The organism is Streptomyces sp. NBC_01296, from assembly GCF_035984415.1.
Taxonomy (GTDB): domain Bacteria; phylum Actinomycetota; class Actinomycetes; order Streptomycetales; family Streptomycetaceae; genus Streptomyces.
Genome location: NZ_CP130721.1, coordinates 406093 through 426689, shown reverse-complemented (window position 1 = coordinate 426689; position 20597 = coordinate 406093). Strand labels below are relative to the sequence as shown.

Here is a 20597-nt window from a genome sequence, read left to right as displayed (position 1 = left end):
GAGTTGTCAATGCACATTCATGTGACGTGGGCGGCATCGGCGCAGGTGGAAGGCTCTTTCGCGTACCGCCGGGCCGGTGCTGCGAAGCGGAACTAAAGCCTCACGCAAGCCCGCCTCCACCACGCCGCGAGTGTCCCTCCAGCTGGTCTCCACTGCTCCGGAACTCCCCCTTCATCCAGCTCCTCATCGGCGCGTTCCTGTCTCTACGGTCTCGTCAACTGCACCGACCACATCGGCGATGACGAGGAGTGAGGCCCGTGCCGGCACAACGAGGCTCACCGTCCGGGGCCTCCTGGAAGCAGTACGCGGACCGTGAGTTCGACGGTGAGACGCTGCGCATCTGGGAGCGCCCCACCGACGACCCGCACGCACCGCGCATCGCTCTGGTGCACGGGTTCGAGGAGAGCCGGCAGAGCTGGGAGCCGCTCACCGCACACCTGTCCCCGGATCTGCGCCTGTACGCCCTGGACCTTCCCTGGCGCAACGGATCGCAGCACCGGTGGGCGAGCGGCGGGACCTCCCCGGCCTGGCTGGAACGCGCCCTGTCGCTCCTGCCCGGACGGCCGGACCTGATCGTGGCGCACTCCTACGGGGCGACCACCCTGCTCGACCTGCTGACCCGGCGGGTCGAAGCCGCCCGGGTCCCGTCCGTGCTGGTCGCGCCGGTCTTCCGGCCGGACGACCGCCCGATGGACCCCGGCTTCTTCGACGAGGCGGTCCAGCGCTTCCGCGGGGTGCTCGCCGACGGGCTCCGCGCCCAGATGGGGCCGCGTGCGCAGACCGTTCCCGTGGACATCCTCGCCTCCATGGCGGACAAGGTCCGCGAACGGGTGGAGCCGCACGGCTTCCTCCAGTTCTACGCGACCCTCGCGCGCTGCCCTGACCTGCGGCTTGAGGACGTCGACGTACCCGTACTGATGATCAGCGGAACTCGCGATCCGTCCGCTCCCCCGCAGGCCGTCGACGCGCTCCGCTCGCGCATCCCGCACTTCTCCCTCCATCAGGACCCCGGCTTCAGTCACTTCTGTCAGTTGCAGCAGCCGGGCCCGGTGGCAGAGGCGATCACCGCCCAGCTCACCCGGCTGGGTCTGCGCCCCATCGAAGAGGAAGCGAACCACGCATGACCGCACCCGAAGACCGCCTGTATGACGTCGTCATCAGCGGGGCGAGCATCGCGGGCTGCGCCGCCGCCGTACTGCTCGCCCGGCGTGGCGTGCGGGTCGCCCTGCTGGAACGCCGGTCCGACCCGGCCGCGTACAAGGTGCTGTGCACGCACTACCTCCAGCCCTGTGCCTACCCGGTCCTCGACCGGCTCGGGCTGGTCCCGGCGCTGGAGAAGGCCGGAGCCGTCCACAACGAGGCGCGCTGGTACACCCGGTGGGGGTGGATCGAGCCGAAGGCGGCGCCCGGCGAGCCCAGGCTGCCGTACGCCTACAACGTCCGCCGCAGCACGCTCGACCCGCTGATCCGCGCCCACGCGGCGGACACCCCGGGTGTCGACCTGCTGCTCGGCCACAACGTCACCGGTCTGCTCCGCGAAGGCGGGCGGGTGGCGGGCGTGAAGGTCAACGGGCCGGACGGCGAGCGGGAGATCCGGGCGCGCCTGGTCATCGGCGCCGACGGCAAGGACTCGGCCGTCGCCAAGCTCGCCGAGCTGCCCACGCGTACCCATGAGAACCAGCGCTTCAGCTACTTCGCCCACTTCCGCAACCTGCCCCTGAAGGACGGCATCACCCACTCCTGGTTCCTGGAGCCGGACGTGGCGTACGCGATGCCGAACGACGACGGCGTCACGATCGTCGCCGTCATCCCCGACAAGAAGCGGCTGCCTGCCTTCCGTGAGGACCTGGAGGGCAGCTTCATGCAGTTCGTACGCGACCTGCCCGCAGCGCCCGACATCGACTCCGCCGAACGAATCACCAAGATCACCGGAACGGTCAACTATCCGCTGCAGTCGCGCAAGCCGGTCGGCCAGGGCGTCGCCCTCATCGGGGACGCGGCCGTCACCGGCGATCCCCTCTGGGGTGTCGGCTGCGGCTGGGCGCTGGAGTCCGCCCAGTGGCTGGCCGATGCCGTGGGGCCGGCCGCGACCGGCCGGGGCGATCTCGACGGTGCGCTCCTCGCCTACGCCAAGCGTCACCGGCGCAAGCTCGGCGGCCATCAGCACCTGGCCGCCGACTACGCCACCGCCCGGCCGTTCAACCCCTTCGAGCGGCTGATGTTCTCGGCGGCGGCCCGCGATGACGCGATGGCCCGCCACATGCACATGTTCGCGTCGCGGCTCATCGGGCCGCTGCGCTTCCTCAATCCGATCGCGCTGGCGAAGGCATCCGCGGTCAACCTGCGTTACCGCGGGGCTCCCGCGCACCTGTCGCACCGCGCTTCGTGAGCCGGTTCCCGCCGCTCACACCCACGTCGCGACGCACCTCCCGTCACTGAGAAAGGCATTTCACCATGAGCACCGACACGACCTACGCCCTCTCCGCCGAGCAGGACACCATGCTGCGCGAGATCATCATCGAGGTCCTGGAGCTGGAGGCGGGCGAGCTCACCGACACCAGCGGCTTCATCGAGGACCACGACGCCGACTCGCTGCTGGCCATCGAGATCCTCGCCCGCATCGAGAAGGACCTCGGCGTGGTCATTCCGCAGGACGACCTGGTCGAGATGGGCAACCTCAACGGCGTCCGTGCCGTGGTGACCCGCAGTCTCGCGGGTGGCAGCAATGTCTGAGCCGGGCACCCGCAGGGTCGTGGTCACCGGGCTCGGCGCGGTCAGCAGCGCCGGCATCGGAGCCGCCGAGTTCACGGCGGCGATCCGGGCGGGAGCGCCCACGACCTCGGAGATCAGCAGCTTCGACACCACCGGGTTCCCGCACGTCCACGCGGGTGAGGTGAAGGACTTCGAGCCCCGCGAGTGGCTGCGCCGCATCGACCCCGGCCAGTGGGGCCGCAGCAGCCAGTTCGCGGCGTCCGCGGCGCGACTGGCAGTCGCCGACGCCGGGCTGGCGGAGGAGGACCTCGCGGCGGCCCGGGCGGGTTCGGTCATGGGGACGACGAGCGGTGAGTCCGCCGTGATCGAGGAACTCGTCGCCGAATGGGCGGCCGACAGCCTCAAGTCAATGACTCCGGGGCGGGTGGCCGCGGCCCCCGCCGGGCGCATCGCCGCCGCGGTCAACCACGAGCTCGGCCTGACCGGGGAGGCGCTGACGCTGGCCACCGCATGCTCGGCCAGCAACTACGCGCTCGGTTACGCCTACGACATGGTCGCGGGCGGCGACGCCGACTACATGCTGGCCGGCGGCGCGGATTCGCTGAACCGCTGGGCTCATGCCGGATTCTTCCGGCTGGGCGCGCTCGCGGAGGAGGTGTGCCGCCCCTTCGACGTGGACCGCAGCGGCATCCTGACGGCCGAGGGCGGGGTCGCCCTACTGCTGGAGCCGTACGAACGGGCCGTCGCCCGGGGCGCCCGGATGTACGCGGAAGTGCTCGGCTACAGCGTGAACTGCGACGCCGAGCACATGGTGCACCCCGACCCGACCAGCATCGCCGCCTGCATCCGGGACGCGCACCGCAACGCGGGCGTCACCCCGGAGCAGATCGACTACATCTGCGCGCACGGCACCGGCACCCGCACCAACGACGCCACCGAGGTGGCCGCGGCCCGCGAGGTGTTCGGCGACCGCATACCGCCGATCAGCTCCATCAAGTCGATCATCGGTCACACCATGGGCGCGGCCAGCGGCTTCGGCGCGCTGATCTGCTGCCAGGCCCTGTACGAGGGCTTCCTGCCGCCCACCGCGAACGTCGAACAGGTGGACCCGGCGCTCGGTGCGGGCGTGGACCCCGTACCGGGCAGTGCGCGGCCGGCCAGGCCGCAGGTCGTGGAGAACCACGGGTTCGCGTTCGGCGGCAACAACGCCATCACCATCCTCGGGAGAGTCTCATGAGCAGCGCCACGGCCATGGTCGCCGCGGAGGAGGTCGCGTCGCGGCACGCCCTCGGCCGGACGGCGGCGCTCGCCGTCACCGCGGTCGGCGTCGCGACGCCGGCCGGCCTCGACCCGGTGGAGCTCGCCCGCGCCGTGCTCGCCGGGCGTCAGGGCTCCGCGGACACGGAGGGCCTCGGTGACGAGGCGCTGCCGCCGCGGGGGGCCCGCGTGGTTCCGGAGCTGCAGAACGCGTTCGCAGAGCACATCGGCCGCAAGGGCAACCGGCACCTGGACCGGACCACCCGGCTCGGGCTGCTCGCCTGCCAGTTCGCCCTGGAGGGGCACACCGGGCCGGTGGGTCCCCGTACCGGGGTGGTGCTCGGCACCAGCACGGGCAGCATCCGCAGCTCCAGCGAGTACTCGATGGAGACGCTCCGTCAGGATCGCCCGTACCTGGTGAACCCGAGTCTGTTCCCCAACACGGTCATGAACTGCGCGGCGGGCCAGATCGCGATCCGGCACGGCCTGAAGGGTGTGAACGCCACGCTCGCGGGCGGCCACCTCGCCGGGGTGCAGGCCTTGCGCTACGCCCGCAACGCCCTGCGGCAGGGGCATGCAGACCGTCTCCTGGTCGGCGGTGTCGAGGAGTACTGCGCGCAGAGCGCGTGGGGCTGGCACCGCTCGGGCGCGCTCGGCATCGACGCCCCGGTGGGCGAGGGAGCGGCGTTCCTGATGATCGAGCCGGCCGCGGCGGTGCACGCGGCGGGCCGCCGGGGTCTCGCCCGGATCCTGGCCTGTGAGACCGCTTTCGCCGGCGGGCGCGGGCTGGGCGACGCGCTGGCCGCCGTGATCGGCGCCGCGCTGGTCCGCAGCGGGAAGGACCCGGCCGAGGTGCAGGCCGTGTCCCTCGGCTCCACGGGCCAGAGGGGTCTGGAGCTCGTCGAGCAGCGCGCCGTACGCGCGGCGCTGGGCGGGCGGCTTCCGCAGCGGGTCATCCGGGTCAAGGACACCGTCGGTGAGTGCTTCAGCTCGGGCGGCGCGCTCCAGATCGCGGCGCTGCTCGGTGCATGGCAGGACCAGGGTGCGGCCGCCGCGGGCGAGACCGCGGTGGTGACGGCGGTGTCCCAGGAGGGCCAGGTCGGGTGCGTGGTCCTCGACACCAATGAGCTCGGTACCGGTGAGCTCGGCGCCGGTGGGCTCGGCGACTGACACCGGCGGAACGTGAACGGCGGGGGCCGCGAAAGCGGCTCCCGCCGCATCGGTTGACGGCTTGCAGGCCGGAAGGGCGGAGAGGTACCCATGATGTTGACGCAGTCGCGACCCGCGCCTGTCCTCCGTGAGCTCACGGACGTACCGGAGCAGGATCCGGGGCAGCTGGTCGCACGCTGTCTGGCCGGCTCCCAGGAGGCGTGGACGGCGCTCGTGGAGAGGTACGCACGGCTGGTCTGGACGGTTGCCCGGTCCCACCGGCTGAGCGACTCCGACTGCGAGGAGGTCTTCCAGCTGACCTGGCTGCGCGTGCACCAGAACCTGGCCCGCATGCACACCCCGGAGCGGTTCCCCGCCTGGCTGACGACGTGCGCGCGGCGCGAGAGCCTGCGCCAGTACGAACGCACGGTGCGCTACGTGCCCGTCGAGGACATGACCACCCTGGACCGGGACCGGGACCGGCGCACGGAGTCCGGTCCTGAGGAGGCGCTGCTCGAGCGGGAGAGCCGCGCCGAGATCCGTGCCGCGCTGGCCCGATTGTCCGAGCGGGACCAGGCGCTGCTCGCGCTGGTCAGCGCCGATCCGGCGCCCAGCTACGACGAGGTGAGCCTGCGCCTCGGCATAGCCCGCGGTTCGGTGGGGCCGCTGCGCGGTCGGGCGCTGCGCCGGCTGGCCGGGCAACTGGACCGGGAGCGGGAGCGTCAGGCGGAATCCGCTTCGGCCCGGGGGACGCATGCCGGGTGGACCGAGCCGCCCGAGGGCGCGGGCCAGGCACTGATCTGACGTACCAGTGCGGCGGAGGGAGTGCCCACCGCCGCCCGCAGCCGGGCGAGCAGGGCCTCGGTGTCCGCGTCCGTCTCCGACGGCCGTGTCGGCGTCGGGGTGCTGTCATCCGGCATACCGGTGCTCCTCGCTCTGTCTCATACCGCCGTGTCGAGTATCCGTCCCGGCGGTATCCGTCTGTGGCGGATGTGACGCGTGCCGGCGGGGGCGGCGGCACTGGCCGTGTACCCGTCGGGGACTTCGAGATCGATGATCTGCGGCCCGCCCGGCACCTGGACGGGCGCGGGCCCCATTCCGTGCGCCAGCCCCGTTCCGGCGGCCTTGAGCCATGCCTCCCGGCGCACCCAGGTACGCAGGAACGCCGCGGGCCGCTCGCCCTCGGGCGCGGCTTCGATGGCGCGGAGCTCGTGGGGGGCGAGCCACCGGGACACGGTGTGCCGCGTGCGGTCCAGGACGGGACCGGATTCCACGTCCACGCCGACGGCGCCGCCCGTCGTGAAGGCGTAGAGCACGCCGTCGCCGGAGTGGGACATGGAGAATTCGAGGCCCTGGTCGTTGCTGACGTACGGGCGGCCGTGGGGTCCTGCGCAGACGGGGCACGCCGCGCGGGCCGGTGTCGGCTCCCCGCGTGAGGCGGGGAGGTAGCCGGAGAGCAGCAGGCGCAGACCGGCGTGTGCGAAGGCCCGGCGGTGGCGGTGCAGGGACCGGCCCGGCCGGGTGGCCCGCTGCCACTGCCGCTGTCCGTCGCCGTCGCCGTTGCCGTCTTCGTCGCTCGGGTGCAGACCGGGCCGTGGGGTCGCGCCCGGCGGCGGCACGGAGAGCCACCACGTGTGCAGTTCGCCCGTGCCGGGCGCCGGGTGCGCGGAGGTCACAACGCCACGCCGCCGTCCACTTGCAGCACCTGGCCGGTGATGTAGGAGGCCTTGTCGGAGAGCAGGAAGGCGGTGAGGTCGGCGACTTCCCGGGCGGTGCCGAAGCGTCGCAGCGGTACCGATGCGAGGGCTTCCTTGGTCGCCTTCTCGCTGAGCTGGTCCGTCATGTCGGTCTCGATGAAGCCGGGGGCGACCACGTTGACACGGATGCCGTGACGGGCGAGTTCCTTGGCGAGGGTGCGGCTCAGGCTGTTCACGCCGCCCTTGGACGCGGCGTAGTTGGCCTGGGTGGCGTGTCCGTAGACGCCGGCGACCGAGGAGATGTTGACGATCGCGCCGGCGCGCCTCTTGAGCATCCCGAAGCCGACGGTGCGGCAGAAGTTGAAGGTTCCGGTGAGGTTGGTGTCGATCACGCTCTGCCAGTCGTCGACCGGCATCATCACCAGGTGGTTGTCCTTGACGATCCCGGCGGAGTTGACCAGCCCGTAGGCCGGGCCGAGGGCGGCCTCCGCGCGCTTGACGAAGGTTTCGACGGACTGGTGGTCGGCGACGTCGCAGGGCTCGTGGAAGCAGTTCGCCCCTTGGGCCCTGACGAGTTCGGCGGTCTCCTCCGAGGCGGCGGACGCGCTGCGGCCGCAGAAGGCGATGTCGTATCCCTCGGCGGCGAGTTGGACGGCGATCGCACGGCCGATACCGCGTGATCCTCCGGTGACGATGACGAGACGGCCAGAGCGCTGCGGCATGGCGGGGGTTCCTTCACAGATCGGGATCAGGTCGGGGTGCGGCGGTGGAAGCAGGGGGGACGGGGGCCCTGTCAGGGGCTGGGCAGCGGGGCGCCGAGGCCCACGTACACGTCGAGCAGATCGTCGGAGAGCCAGTACTCGGCGATGCGTCCGGTGTCGTCGAGGCGGAGGATGTCGGCGCCGCGCAGGGTGACCGGGGTCCCCGGGGCGGCGGTGACTCCGGCGGGCCGGCCGTGCTGCCAGCTGCCCTGGAAGATCCACCGGCCGATGACGTGGTCGCCGTCGGCGAACGGCCCCAGGTCCGTCCGGATACGGGCGTTCTCGTAGGACGAGCGGAAGGCGTCGATCCAGGCGACGAACTGCTCGGACGTGCGGAGGGTGGCCGGGTCGGGCATTCCGTACTGCGGGAGGTGCAGGACGAAGCCGGGGGCGAGGATCTCGTCGGCCCGTTCCCGTCGGCCGTTCCAGAGTTCCATCCACTTGTCCCACAGCTCGGTGTGCCGGTCGTGCTGCCGCGGAGTGGTCGCAGTGCTGGGCATGGTGCTCCTGGGGGTGCGGGCGGATCGTCCGTCCCTACAGAGCGCTCGGAACGCCGCTGGATACACCCGTGCGCCGGAAGGGGCGCGTACGCACGGAAGCCGGGCGGGCACGGCGTGGTGAGCCGTGTCCACCCGGCTTCCGTGTGACGGATCCGGCGTTCGGGGGCCCGAGGGGCAGGCCTCCGGGCGAAGGGTCTGGTGGGGCAGGCCGGACGTCAGCCGGCCTTGGGGCGATCGGACCGGAGCACCAGGGCGACGAGGGCGGTGGCAGCCGATGCCGCGGCGGTGAACCACCAGCCGTAGCGGAACGCGGTCAGTGCGGCGTCGGAGCCGACCGGGTTGCCGATGAGCACCACCAGGATCGACACCCCGAGCACGAAGCCGACCTGACGGAACATGTTGTTCAGGCCGGAGCCGGTGGCCACGGCGGTCGGAGGGAGGTCGCGGGTGCTGGCGCCCATCAGCGGGGCGAGGGACAGGCCCATGCCGATCCGGGTGAGCAGGACGCCGGGGAGCATGCCCAGCAGGTAGTTGGACTCCACGGATATGCCGAGGGCCCACCAGGCGGCGCCGATCGCGATGACCGTCGACCCGAGGACGATCGAGAGCACCTGCCCGATCCGCGCCACGAGCTTGCCGGACAGCACCGACAGGAACGGCAGCAGCAGGTTGCCCGGCGCCATGGCCAGGCCGGTGGAGAGCGCCGACCATCCCCAGACGTTCTGGCACCACAGCGACACGGACAGGACGGTGGCGGCGAAGCTCATGTAGTACAGCGCGGCGGCGAGGTTGGCGATGGAGAAGTCGCGGATCCGCAGCAGGGCGAGGTCGATGACCGGGCTGGCATGCCGGCCGGAGCGGAAGAGCAGTGCGGCGACGAGGACCACGGCGGCGGCCAGGCAGCCGAGGACCCGGGCCGAGGTCCAGCCCCAGTCGGGTGCCTTGATGATGCCGAGGGACAGCAGTCCGATGCCGCTGGCGAGCAGTACGGAGCCGAGGAGGTCGGGCATCGGCCGGCGCTGTCCGGCGGGGCCCCGTCCGGAGGCGAGCACCTTGCCGCCGACGACGAGGGCGACCACGCCGATCGGGAGGTTCACCAGGAAGATCCACGGCCAGGAGACGTTGACGAGGACGCCGCCGACGAGGGGCCCCGATGCCGCGGCGACGCCGGCGGCGGTGGCCCAGACCCGCATGGCCTTGGCGCGTTGCTCGGGTCCGTAGGTGACCATCAGCAGCCCCATGGAGGTGGGGCCGAGCGCGGCGGCGCCGACGGCCTGGAGCACGCGGGCGGCGTTGAGCATCTCCACCGATCCGGACACGGCGCACAGTCCGGAGGCGAGGGTGAACAGGAGGAGGCCGGTCAGGAAGACGTTCTTCATGCCGAAGCGGTCGGCGAACCGGCCCGCGGGGATCAGCAATGCCGCGAAGACGATCGCGTAGCCGTTGAGGATCCAGGACAGGTCGGCTACGGACGCGCCCGTGAAGTCGGCGCCGATGGCGGGGAAGGCGACGTTGACGATGGTCAGGTCGAGGGTGGAGACGATGATGCCCGCCGAGATCGTGCCGGCGGCCAGGATGCGGCGCCAGTCGCGGCGCGGGGTCCGGCCGGGCGCTGCGGGGGCCGGCCGTTCGGTCACGGGGTGGGTGCTCATAAAAGTCCGTTCAGGGTGCTGGGGTTCAGGGGTGCCAAGGCCGGTCAGTCCTTGATGAGGCCGAGCTGCGTGAGGAGCCCGAGGGTGTCGGCGACGGTCCAGTACTCGGTGAAGCGGCCGTCTTCGATGCGGAGGATGTTGATGCCCACGTGCTCGGTCGGCGTGCCGATCGGAGCGGTGGCGCCCGGGGTGCCGCCCCGGTGCACGGCGGTCGCCCGGTAGCGGCCGGCGACCATATCGCCGTCGACGATCGGACCGGGCTCGTCGGTGAAGTGCAGTTCCTCAAGCGCCCCGCGGGTGCCCTGGATCCAGGCGACCAGACCCGCGCGGTCCACGATCTGGTCGACGTTCGCCGTCTTCATGCGGCCCGCGAGGCTGGTGCCGTGGACGGTGAACTTGTCGGCGAGCACCTCGTCGGCGCGGGAGAAGTCGAGCTCGCCGTTCCAGAGGGCGTTCCACTTCGCCCACAGGGCGCGGGCGGCCTCGGGGGACGTGGTGGCGGGAGCGGATCCGGACATGTGGGTACCTCGCAAGGCTCGTAACGGAAGTCGGGGTGGCTGGGGGGGAGGTGCCGCCTGGGGACGGCGGGGGTCCCGAACCCCAGGCGACAAGAGGTGACCGACCGCTTGCAGAGCGGCGCCACAACCGGGAAGATAGTACTTAGTCACTACTCAGTCAACGCCGCCCGTCGCCCCCCCCCCCCCCCGCCGGGCAAGGCAAGAAGCAGGTGCGTGGTTACATATGGGCATGCAGAGAATGACGGGCGCCGATCGGCGGAAGCAGATCTTGGGAATCGCCTCTGAAGAATTCGCCCGAACCGGCTTCTACGGAACATCGGTCGAAGTAATTGCCCGGGCAGCCGACATCAGCAACCCTTACGTATTCCGGCTCTTCGGAACGAAGCGTGGTCTCTTCATCGCAGTTGTCGAGGCGATGTTCGACGAGATCGTCGAGAACTTCAACCGGGCCGCCGCCGAACTCGGAGGTACGGACGCCCTGATTGCGATGGGCGAGATGTACCGCACGCTCGTCCGCGAGGACCGCACGTTCCTGCTGATTCAGCTGCACGGTTTCGCGGCGTGCGACGACCCCGAGATCCGGGCCGCCGTCCAGACCGGGTTCGGCCGCATGTGGCATGCGGTCCAGAGCAGGTCCGGGGCGGACGACGTCACGGTCAAGCAGTTCCTGTCCCTGGGAATGATGCTCAACGACATGGCCGCCATGGACCTGTGGAACCTGACCGAGCCCTGGGCCGAGGCCTGCGTGGCGGTGCTGCCCGTCGAGAACTGGTCGCCCTGACGGCTGCGAACGGCCCCTGCCACACGGCGGCCCTCGTGTGCGGACCCGTCTCCCGCCGCCCAGGGGCCGTCCCCCGTTATCTTTTTCGCGGTCCTGCAACGGGGCCGCTGGCCTCCGGTCCCGGTATGACTGTGTCCCCTCTGTCGAAGCGATGACCTGGGGGGTGGTGTCGCCGGGTCCGGAAGGTGCCGTCGGAGACGCTGATGAGAGGTCCGACCACCGCCTGGCCCGGCGCAATGCCGGGCAGTTCGCGGGCGGCAGGTCTGCATAACGTGGATGCGCGAGCACGGTGCCACCGCCGAGGCCGGCAAGGTCAACCACCTTGGAAAGGGCGCGATGTTAGACACCGGAGAAGTGGGTGTGTTCCTCGGTTTGGACGTCGGCAAGACAGCTCACCACGGCCACGGGCTGACACCGGCGGGCAAGAAGGTCTTCGACAAGCCGCTGCCCAACAGCGAACCGAAACTGCGGGCCGTCTTCGACAAACTCGCTGAGAAGTTCGGCACCGTGCTGGTGATCGTCGACCAGCCCGCATCGATCGGCGCCCTGCCCCTGACCGTCGCCCGGGACGCGGGCTGCCAGGTCGCCTACCTGCCCGGACTCGCGATGCGACGGATCGCTGATCTGTATCCCGGCGAGGCGAAGACCGACGCGAAGGACGCCGCGGTGATCGCGGACGCCGCCAGGACGATGCCTCACACTTTGCGCTCGCTGGAGCTGACCGACGACATCACCGCCGAGCTCACTGTCCTGACGGGCTTCGACCAGGACCTCGCCGCCGAGGCAACCCGCACCAGCAACCGGACACGCGGTCTGCTCACCCAGTTCCACCCCAGCCTCGAGCGGGTCCTGGGCCCGCGACTGGACCACCGGGCCGTCACCTGGCTGCTCGAGCGATTCGGATCCCCGGCCGCCTTGAGGAAGGCCGGCCGCCGCAGACTCGTCGAACTCATCCGGCCCAAGGCCCCGCGGATGGCACAGAGGCTGATCGACGACGTCTTCACCGCACTCGACGAGCAGACCGTCGTCGTTCCCGGCACGGGCACCCTCGACATTGTGATCCCGGCCCTGGCCGCCTCGCTCGCAGCGGTCCACGACCAACGCAGGGCACTCGAAGCCCAGATCAGCACCCTGCTGGAGGCCCACCCTCTTCACCCGGTCCTGACCTCGATGCCCGGAGTCGGAGTCAGGACCGCCGCCGTCCTGCTGGTCACCGTCGGCGACGGCAGCGGCTTTCCCAGCGCCGCCCACCTCGCCTCCTACGCCGGCCTCGCCCCCACGACGAAGTCGTCGGGGACCTCGATCCACGGCGAACACGCACCCCGCGGCGGAAACCGGCAGCTCAAACGCGCCATGTTCCTCTCCGCCTTCGCCTGCATGAACGCCGACCCGGCCTCCCGCACCTACTACGACCGCCAACGCACCCGCGGTAAAACCCACACCCAGGCGCTTCTCCGGCTCGCTCGCCAACGCATCAGCGTGCTGTTCGCAATGCTCCGCGACGGCACATTCTACGAACCCCGCCTCCCCCAAGCGGCGGCTGCATGAACCAGCCCACGGGCACATCGGTTCAGGTCAACAGCTTGTGCCGTCCATCCACGCCGAGATCTCCGCGGCACCCCGCCGGACAGCTTCTTCCTGGTCCAGTGCGAGCTCCCCGCAGGCCGCAGCGACGTCCGGCGCACCGTCCGGTCCCACGAGCGCGTCATGAACCCCGGTCTGCAGCCAGTCAGCCTGGCTGCCGTCAGCCTCGACAACCGCGAGAGCGATGAGCCTCACCGCGGCCGCCGTCCCCACACGGGCCAGGGCCTCTGCCGTCTGGCGCGTCACCGCAGTGTCCTCGGCATCCAGCAGCAGCCCCACCAGCACTTCCGCAGCTTCAGGAACATCAGCGAAGGAAGCAAAGTCACGCCCAGCGCGAGCACGTTGCCTCCACGAAGGAGACGACGCCTCAGCCAAGGCCGACTCCAACCCACCCATCATCTCTGGCACGACCAGACAGTCTCATGCCCCACGGAGAAGATCGAACCTCGGGCCAAACCTGACCACACGCTTGACGAAGAACATAGAGGCACCCCCCCCCACAGGCCGGGCGGACCCGCGCCGCGCACACCGCGCCGCGCGCACCCGGCCCAGGTGTATCCCGGAGCGGTCCGGTGAGCTCTGTTCCCCACGCAGTGGCCCGCACGGGGCCACTCGGGTCGAGAGACCGAGTCCGGGACGGGAGCCTGTTGATGCGCTTCAGCGAGGCCGTGACGATCAACGCGGCCGTGACATGGCTGCCCGAGCCGAGCGGGAGCCCCGCCGCGAGGGCGGCGGAATTACTGGGCCCGCAACCGCCGTCCGCGCTCGACATGGCCGTTTCGGCGGCCCGCGACGCATTGACGCTGGCGGGCGTCGAAGGCGTCGAGATCGACCTGCTGATGCACAATTCGCTATCCCGGCACGGTGATGATTCTCGCTGCCCCGCTCACGACGTGGCATGCCGAATAGGCGCGATCGCCGCCGTTCCTCTCGGAATTCAGCAGGGCTGTCACTCCGGAACGATGGCCCTTTACAGCGCCGCGATCCAGCTCGTCACGGACCCCGCGGTCGAAACCGTCCTGGTCACGACCGCCGACGCACATGCCCCCGCGGATTCCGGTGGGGGGACGAGCGGACACGCCGCACATCACGACGGTGCCGCCGCAGCGGTTCTGAGCAGCTCCGGGAGCGGTCTCCGGCTCGTCGCCCAGGTGGTCCACGCAACGGCGGACGGGGACGCGTCCGCCGACGCCGGACCGGACGCGGTACGCAAGGTGCTCACCCAGGCGCTGGCCGAAGCCGGGCTCGCCGCCGGCGACCCGCGGATTCGCCAGGTCGCCCTGCCCCGGCTCGGAGCCCCGACGCTGGAGTCCGTCTACCTGCCGGTGGTGCGCGAGACCCTGACGGGCACTCCGCGGCCGGTGCCCGCGCGCACCGGTCATCTCGGGTGCGGGGACACGCTCGCCTGCCTGGCGGACATCACGGACCAGCGGCTCCTCGATCCGGGTGAGTTCGCGCTGGTGCTCACCGGAGACGGCGGCTTCACCTGGTCCTGTCTCGTGGTGCAGCAGCCGGAGCGCGGCGAAGGGAGCCACCGATGAGCGGGACCGGGACGCCGACGGAGTCGAGGGCGCGGACGGCGGAACTGCAGGCGATCCGCGAGCAGGCCAGGCGCGGGCCGAGTGAGAGGGCGACCGAGGCGCAGCATGCCAAGGGCAAGCTGACGGCGCGGGAGCGCATCGCGCTGCTGCTGGACGAGGGTTCGTTCCAGGAGGTCGAGCAGTTGCGCCGGCACCGGGCGACCGGGTTCGGTCTGGAGGACAAGAAGCCCTACACGGACGGTGTGATCACCGGCTGGGGCACGGTCGAGGGCCGTACGGTCTTCGTCTACGCGCACGACTTCCGGATCTTCGGCGGCGCGCTGGGCGAGGCGCACGCGACGAAGATCCACAAGATCATGGACATGGCGATTGCGGCGGGTGCTCCGCTGGTGTCGCTGAACGACGGTGCGGGTGCCCGTATCCAGGAGGGCGTTTCCGCGCTCGCCGGGTACGGCGGGATCTTCCAGCGGAACACGAAGGCTTCGGGTGTGATCCCGCAGATCTCGGTGATGCTCGGCCCGTGTGCGGGTGGTGCGGCGTACAGCCCCGCGCTCACGGACTTCGTGTTCATGGTGCGTGAGACCTCGCAGATGTTCATCACGGGCCCGGACGTGGTCAAGGCGGTGACGGGCGAGGAGATCTCGCAGAACGGGCTCGGTGGCGCCGACGTGCACGCCGAGACCAGCGGCGTCGCGCACTTCGCGTACGACGACGAGGAGACCTGCATCTCCGAGGTCCGCTACCTCATCTCGATGCTGCCCTCCAACAACAGGGAAAACCCGCCCTCGTACCCGAGCGAGGATCCGGCCGGACGGCGCAACGACGTACTGCTGGACCTGGTGCCCGTGGACGGGAACCGTCCGTACGACATGGTGAAGGTGATCGAGGAGCTCGTCGACGACGGCGAGTACCTGGAGATCCACGAGCGCTGGGCCCGGAACATCATCTGCGCGATGGCCCGGCTCGACGGCCAGGTCGTCGGCATCGTCGCCAACCAGCCGCAGGCCCTCGCAGGCGTCCTCGACATCCACGCCTCGGAGAAGGCCGCACGTTTCGTGCAGCTCTGCGACGCCTTCAACATCCCCATCATCACGCTCCTGGACGTTCCCGGCTTCCTGCCCGGCGTCGACCAGGAACACGGCGGAATCATCCGCCACGGCGCCAAACTCCTCTACGCGTACTGCAACGCCACCGTCCCGCGGATCTCCCTGATCCTGCGCAAGGCCTACGGCGGCGCCTACATCGTCATGGACTCGCAGTCCATCGGCGCGGACCTCACGTACGCCTGGCCCACCAACGAGATCGCGGTCATGGGCGCCGAGGGCGCCGCCAACGTCATCTTCCGCCGCCGGATCGCCGAGGCCGACGACCCCGAGGCCATGCGGACCCAGATGGTCAAGGAGTACAAGGCCGAGCTGATGCATCCGTACTACGCGGCCGAACGCGGTCTCGTCGACGACGTCATCGACCCCGCCGAGACCCGCGCCACCCTCGTCAGCGCCCTCACCATGCTCCGCAACAAGCACGCCGACCTGCCGTCCCGCAAGCACGGCAACCCACCGCAGTAGGAGGAAGAGACACGTGAGCACTCCCGCCGTCGCCGCTCCACTGCTGCGCGTCGAGAAGGGCAACCCCGAGGCCGAGGAACTGGCTGCGATCACCGCGGTCCTCCTGGCCCGGACCGCTCCGCAGCCCGGGGCGCCGGCCGCCCGGTCCGCCGGCTCCACGGCGGGCCGACGACGGCCGCAGCCGATGCCGGCCTTCCGCGCGCCGCATTCCTGGCAGAGCTGAGCACTCGTCACACGGCCTTCGTCCCCCTTGCCTTCCGGGTGAGGCGGATCACGGTGGCGCGGTGTCCTCGCCGCCGTGACGGGCCGCCCTGTCCGGGCGACCCGGGAACAGAACCTCGACAAAGGAGCCCGAATGCGTTTCGGGAACAATCCCACCATCCGTGCCGTGTCCACCTGGCTGCCGGACACCCGCCAGACGGCGGAAGCCGCCGTGCGCGCCGGACTCGTCTCCGAGGACGACGCACGGGCGACCGGTGCCCGTGAGGTGCCCGTGTCCGAGGACGCCTCCGGCCCGGAGATGGCCGTACGGGCAGCCCGGCGAGCCCTCGCCCTCGGGGGTGTGGCCGGCGCGGACCTCGACATGGTGGTCCACGGCTGGATCTACCACCAGGGCCAGGACTTCTGGTCCCCGGCCCACTACGTGGCCCACCAGTTGGGAGCGGTGGACGCGATCCCGATGGGCGTCCAGCAGATGTGCCACGTGGGCGCGATGGGCCTGCACACGGCGGCGGTCCGGCTGGAGGCCGACCCGTCGGTGCGCACCGCGCTCGTCACCACCGGCGACCGGTTCACCGCGCCCGGCTTCGACCGGTGGCGCAGCGACTACGACGCGGTCTTCGGCGACGGCGGCACCGCGGCTGTGCTCGCCCGCTCCGGGCCGGGGCTGCGCATCGTTTCGTACGCCACCTCGGCGGCTCCGGAACTGGAGACGATGTACCGCGGGGACGACGGCTTCAGCCCGGCTCCGCTCACCCACTCCGCGCCGATAGACGCCCGGCGTACGAAGAAGGCCTTCCTCGCGTCGGGCGGCATGGCCCGGTTCGGCGAGATCGGCCCGCAGAAGGTGCGCAGCACGCTGATGACGGCGCTGGCGGAAGCGGGCCTGACCCCGCACGATCCGCGGATCCGCTGCGCGACGCTGTCCCGGCTCGGGCCGAAGACGATCGAGCTCCTCTACCTCCCGATCATGGAAGACGTCCTCAAGGCGGAGATCCTCCAGCTCGGTGGGCAGACCGGACACCTCGGCGGTGGGGACGCCCTGGCCAACCTCGCCCACGTCTGGGAGGAGGACCTGCTCGCGCCGGGTGAGTACGCCATCAGCTTCAGCGGTGGCGGCGGCTTCACCTGGTCCTGCCTGATCGTCCAGCGCGTGGTGGCCTAGAACTCCCGTCACGGGCGGGGGGTGTCCGGGGTGCGCAGGCGGCCCGGGGTGGTGCCGAGGCGCTGGCGGAGCAGGGTGGTCAGGGTCGAGGCGTTCTCGTAGCCCACCCGGCGGGCGACGGCATCCGTGGGGAGATCCGTGGTGCGCAGCAGGTGGGCGGCCTGTTCGAGCCGGATGGTCTGGGCGAAGCGCAGGGGCGACACCCCCAGCACCCGGTCCACGGCCCGCTGCAGGGTCCGTTCGCTCGCGCCGACCGACCGGGCCGCGTCGGCCATCCGCAGGGGTTCGTCGATGTGCTGCCGCACCCAGCGTTCGAAGGCGCTGACCGTGGGATCCGTGCGGGCGAGGTGGCTGGGGATCGCGTAACCGGCCTGGGTGGGCCGGTCGTCGACGACCAGGTAGCGGGCCGTGAGCTCCGCCAGCACGGGGCTCGCCTGCCGGACCAGGGCGAGCGCCAGGTCGAGGTGGGCCATGGCGGCGCCGGCGGTGATCACCCCGTCGGCGTGGGCCAGCATGCTGCTCTCCTCCAGTCCCACCAGCGGGTAGGCCTGCCGGAAGGCCGGGGCCAGCCACCAACTCGTGGTGGCGGAGAGCCCGTCCAGGACCCCCGCCTCGGCGAGGAGGAACGTGCTCGTGCAGGCCGCCGCCAGGGGAATGCCGTCGGCCCGGGCCTGGCGCAGGGCCTCGCGCTGCGGACCGCGCTCCGCCGACGCCACCCAGTCCAGCAGCGGCTCCGGCTGCTTGGGGCCGGCGCCCGGCACGACGAGGAGATCGGGCCGTGGGGCGTCCTCGACGGCGACGGCCTCGATCACGTGCCCGGAGGCGGTGCGCACGGCGCCGGAGCCGCTGACCCGGGTCAGCTCCCAGCGCGGCGGGGGATGGGGCAGCTCGCCCCGCAGCTCATTGGCCATCTGGAGGACGTCGAGGACCGTGGCCAGCCCGGAGTCGAAGAGGCCGTCCATGACCAGCACCGAGATCCGCATGTCGGAAACGGTAAAGCATCCGGCGGATCCGCCACTGAGCGTGGTCAGGGGCCCGCTCCTACGGTGGGCGTACCGCACGGCGCGCACCGCACGGCGCGGTCCGCCACCGTAGAAGGAGAGCCTCCATGACCAGCGCTTCCGTCCCCGAGACCACCCGCGTCGGCCTGCTCGCCCGGATCGAGGCCAAGCCGGAGCACGCCGACGACGTCGAGGGGCTGCTCACCGGAGCCCTCGCTCTGGCCCAGGAGGAAACCGGTACCACCGTCTGGTTCGCCCTGCGCCTCGGCCCGACCACGTTCGGCGTCTTCGACGCCTTCGGCAGCGACGAGGCCCGCACCGCCCACCTCCAGGGCAGGATCGCCGCAGCCCTCATGGAGAACGCCCCGAAGCTGCTCGCCGAGGCCCCCGAGATCCTCCCGGTCGACATCCTGGCGGCCAAGCTCGCCTGAGCCGCGGCAGCGGTACGAGCCTGCTCAGTAGTCCTTGAGGGTGATCGCCTTCGCCGCTTTCTGGACCGGCTCCATGACCTTGGCCATCATGCGCTCCTTGCCGGGCAGCCGCCCGAGCACGGAGAGCATGGTCAGCTGCACCGAGATCTGCATCTTGGTCGGCAGCACCATGTGCTTGATGTTCGCCGGGCTGGCTACGTAGGCGACTTACAGAAACGGTTGTCGCCGGATTCGGGGAACGGCCGCGCCCTGTTGCTGCGGAAGATGTCGGCGAGAAGCAGGAACAGTGTTCTGTGCGTGTCGGGCGACGGCGCCCCGCAAGGGCGCGCGCTGGCCGAACCCGCCTCTGAGACGCATCAGGAGAGCACCCATTGGGGCGGGTGTCCCGGGTCGGTCGGGCAGGTGAAGACGTGGAGGTCTCGGTCACGGCCGAAGCGGAGCCGGGTGGGCTGGGCGACGGACTGGCCGCCCCGGACGGAAGCCATCCCCTGCAGGGACGGATCGCGGTCTTCGAGCGGCATCCAGCTGTGCGAGTCGGGGTCCATCTCGTCGCCCCCGGCTGTCAGCAAGAGCCACATCGGGGCGACACAGGACGCGCACCTGATATCCATCGGGCCCGTCGACGCCCAGCTGGGAAAGCCGCCGACCCGCCAGCCGGGCGGGATTGAGAGAGCGCCCTGATAGTTCGGTGCGTCACGGCCGCTTTCAGCCGTCTGGGCATCGTCCCAGGCGTCGATGCGGGCGATCAGAGCTGAGGGCAGCGTGTCGTCCTCCGCCCACGGATAGGTGTCCACCTCCTCGGGGTGCACGACACAGGGTTCGGGGAGTTCGGCCTCCCACGGGAGCAACGGCACTTCGGGCGCGGCGGCAAGGAAGTGGTCCGTACGCTCGGTCTGCGCGGCCTGCCGCCACTGCAGGAGGTACCGGCGCTCCAGGTACGGGCTGTGGGTGAGCGGGCAGCGGAAGAGCTGCACCAGGTCAGCGCCGCCGGGACCGGCGGCCAGGCCGGGGACGTCCCGGCCGAAGAACTGGGCGAGCCCCACGAAGGGCACCGGCCCACCCTCCCCCGGGCTGCCAGCGCCGGGCCACGGGCGGCTCCGAGGCCACACGCCCGCGGCCCGGGCGGCGCGGATCTCCTCCGGTGCGTACCCCTCGGTCTCGGGCTGGTGCGGCTCGCGGCAGACGGGCCACGGCTCGTCGCCCGGCCACAGGAACGGTCCGCCGACATGGCTGTCGTGCCGCCCGGGCTGCCCCGGCCGCGGGTGCAGGCGGGTCGTCCGCCCTCGATACGCTGCCAGCTCCGGGAACACGGCCTCCACGGCAACCGGTCTGGCCGGCGTTGTCCTGGTCATACGCGGAACGTACGCGGCTGGAGCACGTCACGCGAACGGGTTACCGCGAACCCTCTCGTGAAGACACCAGGTCTGGTCGAAGCAGCGCGCGCCGCGCCAAGCACAACCACCTTCCTGGCTCAAGCACGTAGGCGTTCCCAAATCTCGGCGACATCAATTCCCGGAGGAGGCGAGCGTTCCTGTCACTGAGCAACAGACGTTCTCGAAACCAACCAACAGAGCCAATGGTGCCGAGCACGGTCATTGGCCACCAGCAAGGATCAAGCCGTCATCCATCGACTGGCCTCGGGCCCAGGCCGGCCAGCTGCGTGAGCAGCTCGATAGCCGATGCGGGGCGGGACAGCCCGGTGGTACTGCCCCCAGAGCGCTCTGGGCACCGGGCCTGACCCGTACACCCATGCTGGCACGAGCTGCCCCGACCCTATCCGCAGCGGCCCCACCAGGAGCGGGTTCTCCCAGACGGGGGCAAAAGAGCGCCTCGCCGAAGTTACCGGCGTTTGCCCAGCCAGCGGAACAGTCCCTTGCGCCGCTGAGGAGGAACTGGCGGCGGAGGCTCGGCAGGCTTCGGAGGGATGAACACCTCGGCGGGTTCGACCGGTGCCGGTGCTGGTGGCGGGGTCGGGTGCTGGGCCTGGGGCGGCACGGGCGGCGGCGCGTGGGTGGGTGCCGGAGTGAGGGGAGGGGGCGGTGCAAGGACGGCCTTGATGCA

At 71.0% G+C, this 20597-nt stretch carries 22 protein-coding genes; 13 read left to right on the top strand and 9 right to left on the bottom strand.

The window, feature by feature from the left end:
- The first annotated feature begins 257 nt into the window (after positions 1 to 257).
- The 6 genes from OG299_RS42025 (at position 258) to OG299_RS42000 (ending at position 5922) form a co-directional block, all read left to right on the top strand.
- The gene (locus tag OG299_RS42025) at positions 258 to 1124 is read left to right on the top strand and encodes an alpha/beta fold hydrolase (protein ID WP_030301088.1); all 867 of its coding nucleotides are present in this window, start codon (positions 258 to 260) and stop codon (positions 1122 to 1124) included.
- Complete coding sequence (locus OG299_RS42020) at positions 1121 to 2389, top strand: NAD(P)/FAD-dependent oxidoreductase (RefSeq protein ID WP_327364921.1); 1269 nt, start codon at positions 1121 to 1123, stop codon at positions 2387 to 2389. Before OG299_RS42025 ends, OG299_RS42020 begins: the two co-directional genes overlap by 4 nt.
- 65 nt (positions 2390 to 2454) lie before the next feature.
- Positions 2455 to 2733 carry an acyl carrier protein gene (locus OG299_RS42015; RefSeq protein WP_030301092.1) on the top strand — a complete coding sequence of 93 codons (279 nt, stop codon included), beginning with the start codon at positions 2455 to 2457 and terminating at the stop codon, positions 2731 to 2733.
- Positions 2726 to 3949: a beta-ketoacyl-[acyl-carrier-protein] synthase family protein gene (locus OG299_RS42010; RefSeq protein WP_030301093.1), complete on the top strand. Its 1224-nt coding sequence runs from the start codon at positions 2726 to 2728 to the stop codon at positions 3947 to 3949. The genes OG299_RS42015 and OG299_RS42010 overlap by 8 nt, the downstream gene beginning before the upstream one ends.
- A complete protein-coding gene (locus OG299_RS42005) occupies positions 3946 to 5139 on the top strand; it encodes a beta-ketoacyl synthase N-terminal-like domain-containing protein (protein ID WP_327364920.1) in 1194 nt (397 codons plus the stop codon). Before OG299_RS42010 ends, OG299_RS42005 begins: the two co-directional genes overlap by 4 nt.
- 90 nt (positions 5140 to 5229) lie before the next feature.
- Positions 5230 to 5922, top strand: a complete 693-nt coding sequence (locus OG299_RS42000; protein WP_327364919.1) for an RNA polymerase sigma factor — start codon at positions 5230 to 5232, stop codon at positions 5920 to 5922.
- 137 nt (positions 5923 to 6059) lie between these two features.
- Here the strand turns inward: OG299_RS42000 and OG299_RS41995 are convergent, their stop codons facing one another.
- The 5 genes from OG299_RS41995 to OG299_RS41975 form a co-directional block, all read right to left on the bottom strand.
- Positions 6060 to 6794 carry a 4'-phosphopantetheinyl transferase family protein gene (locus OG299_RS41995; RefSeq protein ID WP_327364918.1) on the bottom strand — a complete coding sequence of 245 codons (735 nt, stop codon included), beginning with the start codon at positions 6792 to 6794 and terminating at the stop codon, positions 6060 to 6062.
- Complete coding sequence (gene fabG, locus OG299_RS41990) at positions 6791 to 7537, bottom strand: 3-oxoacyl-[acyl-carrier-protein] reductase (RefSeq protein WP_327364917.1); 747 nt, start codon at positions 7535 to 7537, stop codon at positions 6791 to 6793. The genes OG299_RS41995 and fabG overlap by 4 nt, the downstream gene beginning before the upstream one ends.
- A gap of 71 nt (positions 7538 to 7608) precedes the next feature.
- Positions 7609 to 8076, bottom strand: coding sequence for an ester cyclase (locus tag OG299_RS41985; protein ID WP_051833123.1), 468 nt, complete (start codon positions 8074 to 8076; stop codon positions 7609 to 7611).
- A 215-nt stretch (positions 8077 to 8291) separates the two neighbouring features.
- On the bottom strand, positions 8292 to 9728 hold the full coding sequence (locus OG299_RS41980; RefSeq protein ID WP_327364916.1) for a DHA2 family efflux MFS transporter permease subunit: 1437 nt from the start codon (positions 9726 to 9728) through the stop codon (positions 8292 to 8294).
- Between the two features lie 44 nt (positions 9729 to 9772).
- Positions 9773 to 10246 carry an ester cyclase gene (locus tag OG299_RS41975; RefSeq protein ID WP_030301103.1) on the bottom strand — a complete coding sequence of 158 codons (474 nt, stop codon included), beginning with the start codon at positions 10244 to 10246 and terminating at the stop codon, positions 9773 to 9775.
- Between the two features lie 229 nt (positions 10247 to 10475).
- Between OG299_RS41975 and OG299_RS41970 the strand changes: the two genes are divergently transcribed.
- Together OG299_RS41970 and OG299_RS41965 are read left to right on the top strand one after the other, a co-directional pair.
- Positions 10476 to 11027, top strand: coding sequence for a TetR/AcrR family transcriptional regulator (locus OG299_RS41970; protein WP_327364915.1), 552 nt, complete (start codon positions 10476 to 10478; stop codon positions 11025 to 11027).
- Between the two features lie 336 nt (positions 11028 to 11363).
- The gene (locus OG299_RS41965) at positions 11364 to 12575 is read left to right on the top strand and encodes an IS110 family RNA-guided transposase (protein ID WP_327365012.1); all 1212 of its coding nucleotides are present in this window, start codon (positions 11364 to 11366) and stop codon (positions 12573 to 12575) included.
- 27 nt (positions 12576 to 12602) lie between these two features.
- Here OG299_RS41965 and OG299_RS41960 read toward each other — a convergent pair whose 3' ends face one another.
- Positions 12603 to 12896 (bottom strand): hypothetical protein, encoded by a 294-nt coding sequence (locus OG299_RS41960; protein WP_327364914.1) that lies wholly within the window; start codon positions 12894 to 12896, stop codon positions 12603 to 12605.
- A 677-nt stretch (positions 12897 to 13573) separates the two neighbouring features.
- On the opposite strand from OG299_RS41960, the gene OG299_RS41955 reads away from it, so the two are divergent.
- From OG299_RS41955 to OG299_RS41940, 4 genes are all read left to right on the top strand, one after another.
- The gene (locus OG299_RS41955; RefSeq protein WP_030301110.1) at positions 13574 to 14152 is read left to right on the top strand and encodes a hypothetical protein; all 579 of its coding nucleotides are present in this window, start codon (positions 13574 to 13576) and stop codon (positions 14150 to 14152) included.
- Positions 14149 to 15720, top strand: coding sequence for an acyl-CoA carboxylase subunit beta (locus OG299_RS41950; RefSeq protein WP_030301112.1), 1572 nt, complete (start codon positions 14149 to 14151; stop codon positions 15718 to 15720). The genes OG299_RS41955 and OG299_RS41950 overlap by 4 nt, the downstream gene beginning before the upstream one ends.
- A 13-nt stretch (positions 15721 to 15733) precedes the next feature.
- The gene (locus OG299_RS41945; protein ID WP_327364913.1) at positions 15734 to 15943 is read left to right on the top strand and encodes an acyl-CoA carboxylase subunit epsilon; all 210 of its coding nucleotides are present in this window, start codon (positions 15734 to 15736) and stop codon (positions 15941 to 15943) included.
- Positions 15944 to 16108: 165 nt separating this feature from the next.
- Positions 16109 to 17104 carry a beta-ketoacyl-[acyl-carrier-protein] synthase family protein gene (locus tag OG299_RS41940; protein WP_327364912.1) on the top strand — a complete coding sequence of 332 codons (996 nt, stop codon included), beginning with the start codon at positions 16109 to 16111 and terminating at the stop codon, positions 17102 to 17104.
- Positions 17105 to 17112: 8 nt separating this feature from the next.
- Here OG299_RS41940 and OG299_RS41935 read toward each other — a convergent pair whose 3' ends face one another.
- Positions 17113 to 18087, bottom strand: a complete 975-nt coding sequence (locus tag OG299_RS41935) for a GlxA family transcriptional regulator (protein WP_327364911.1) — start codon at positions 18085 to 18087, stop codon at positions 17113 to 17115.
- Between the two features lie 125 nt (positions 18088 to 18212).
- On the opposite strand from OG299_RS41935, the gene OG299_RS41930 reads away from it, so the two are divergent.
- The gene (locus OG299_RS41930; RefSeq protein ID WP_136227353.1) at positions 18213 to 18536 is read left to right on the top strand and encodes a putative quinol monooxygenase; all 324 of its coding nucleotides are present in this window, start codon (positions 18213 to 18215) and stop codon (positions 18534 to 18536) included.
- A gap of 24 nt (positions 18537 to 18560) precedes the next feature.
- Here the strand turns inward: OG299_RS41930 and OG299_RS41925 are convergent, their stop codons facing one another.
- Positions 18561 to 18707 carry a hypothetical protein gene (locus OG299_RS41925; protein WP_327364910.1) on the bottom strand — a complete coding sequence of 49 codons (147 nt, stop codon included), beginning with the start codon at positions 18705 to 18707 and terminating at the stop codon, positions 18561 to 18563.
- A 185-nt stretch (positions 18708 to 18892) separates the two neighbouring features.
- Positions 18893 to 19888 carry a hypothetical protein gene (locus tag OG299_RS41920; protein WP_327364909.1) on the bottom strand — a complete coding sequence of 332 codons (996 nt, stop codon included), beginning with the start codon at positions 19886 to 19888 and terminating at the stop codon, positions 18893 to 18895.
- Positions 19889 to 20597 lie beyond the last annotated feature (709 nt).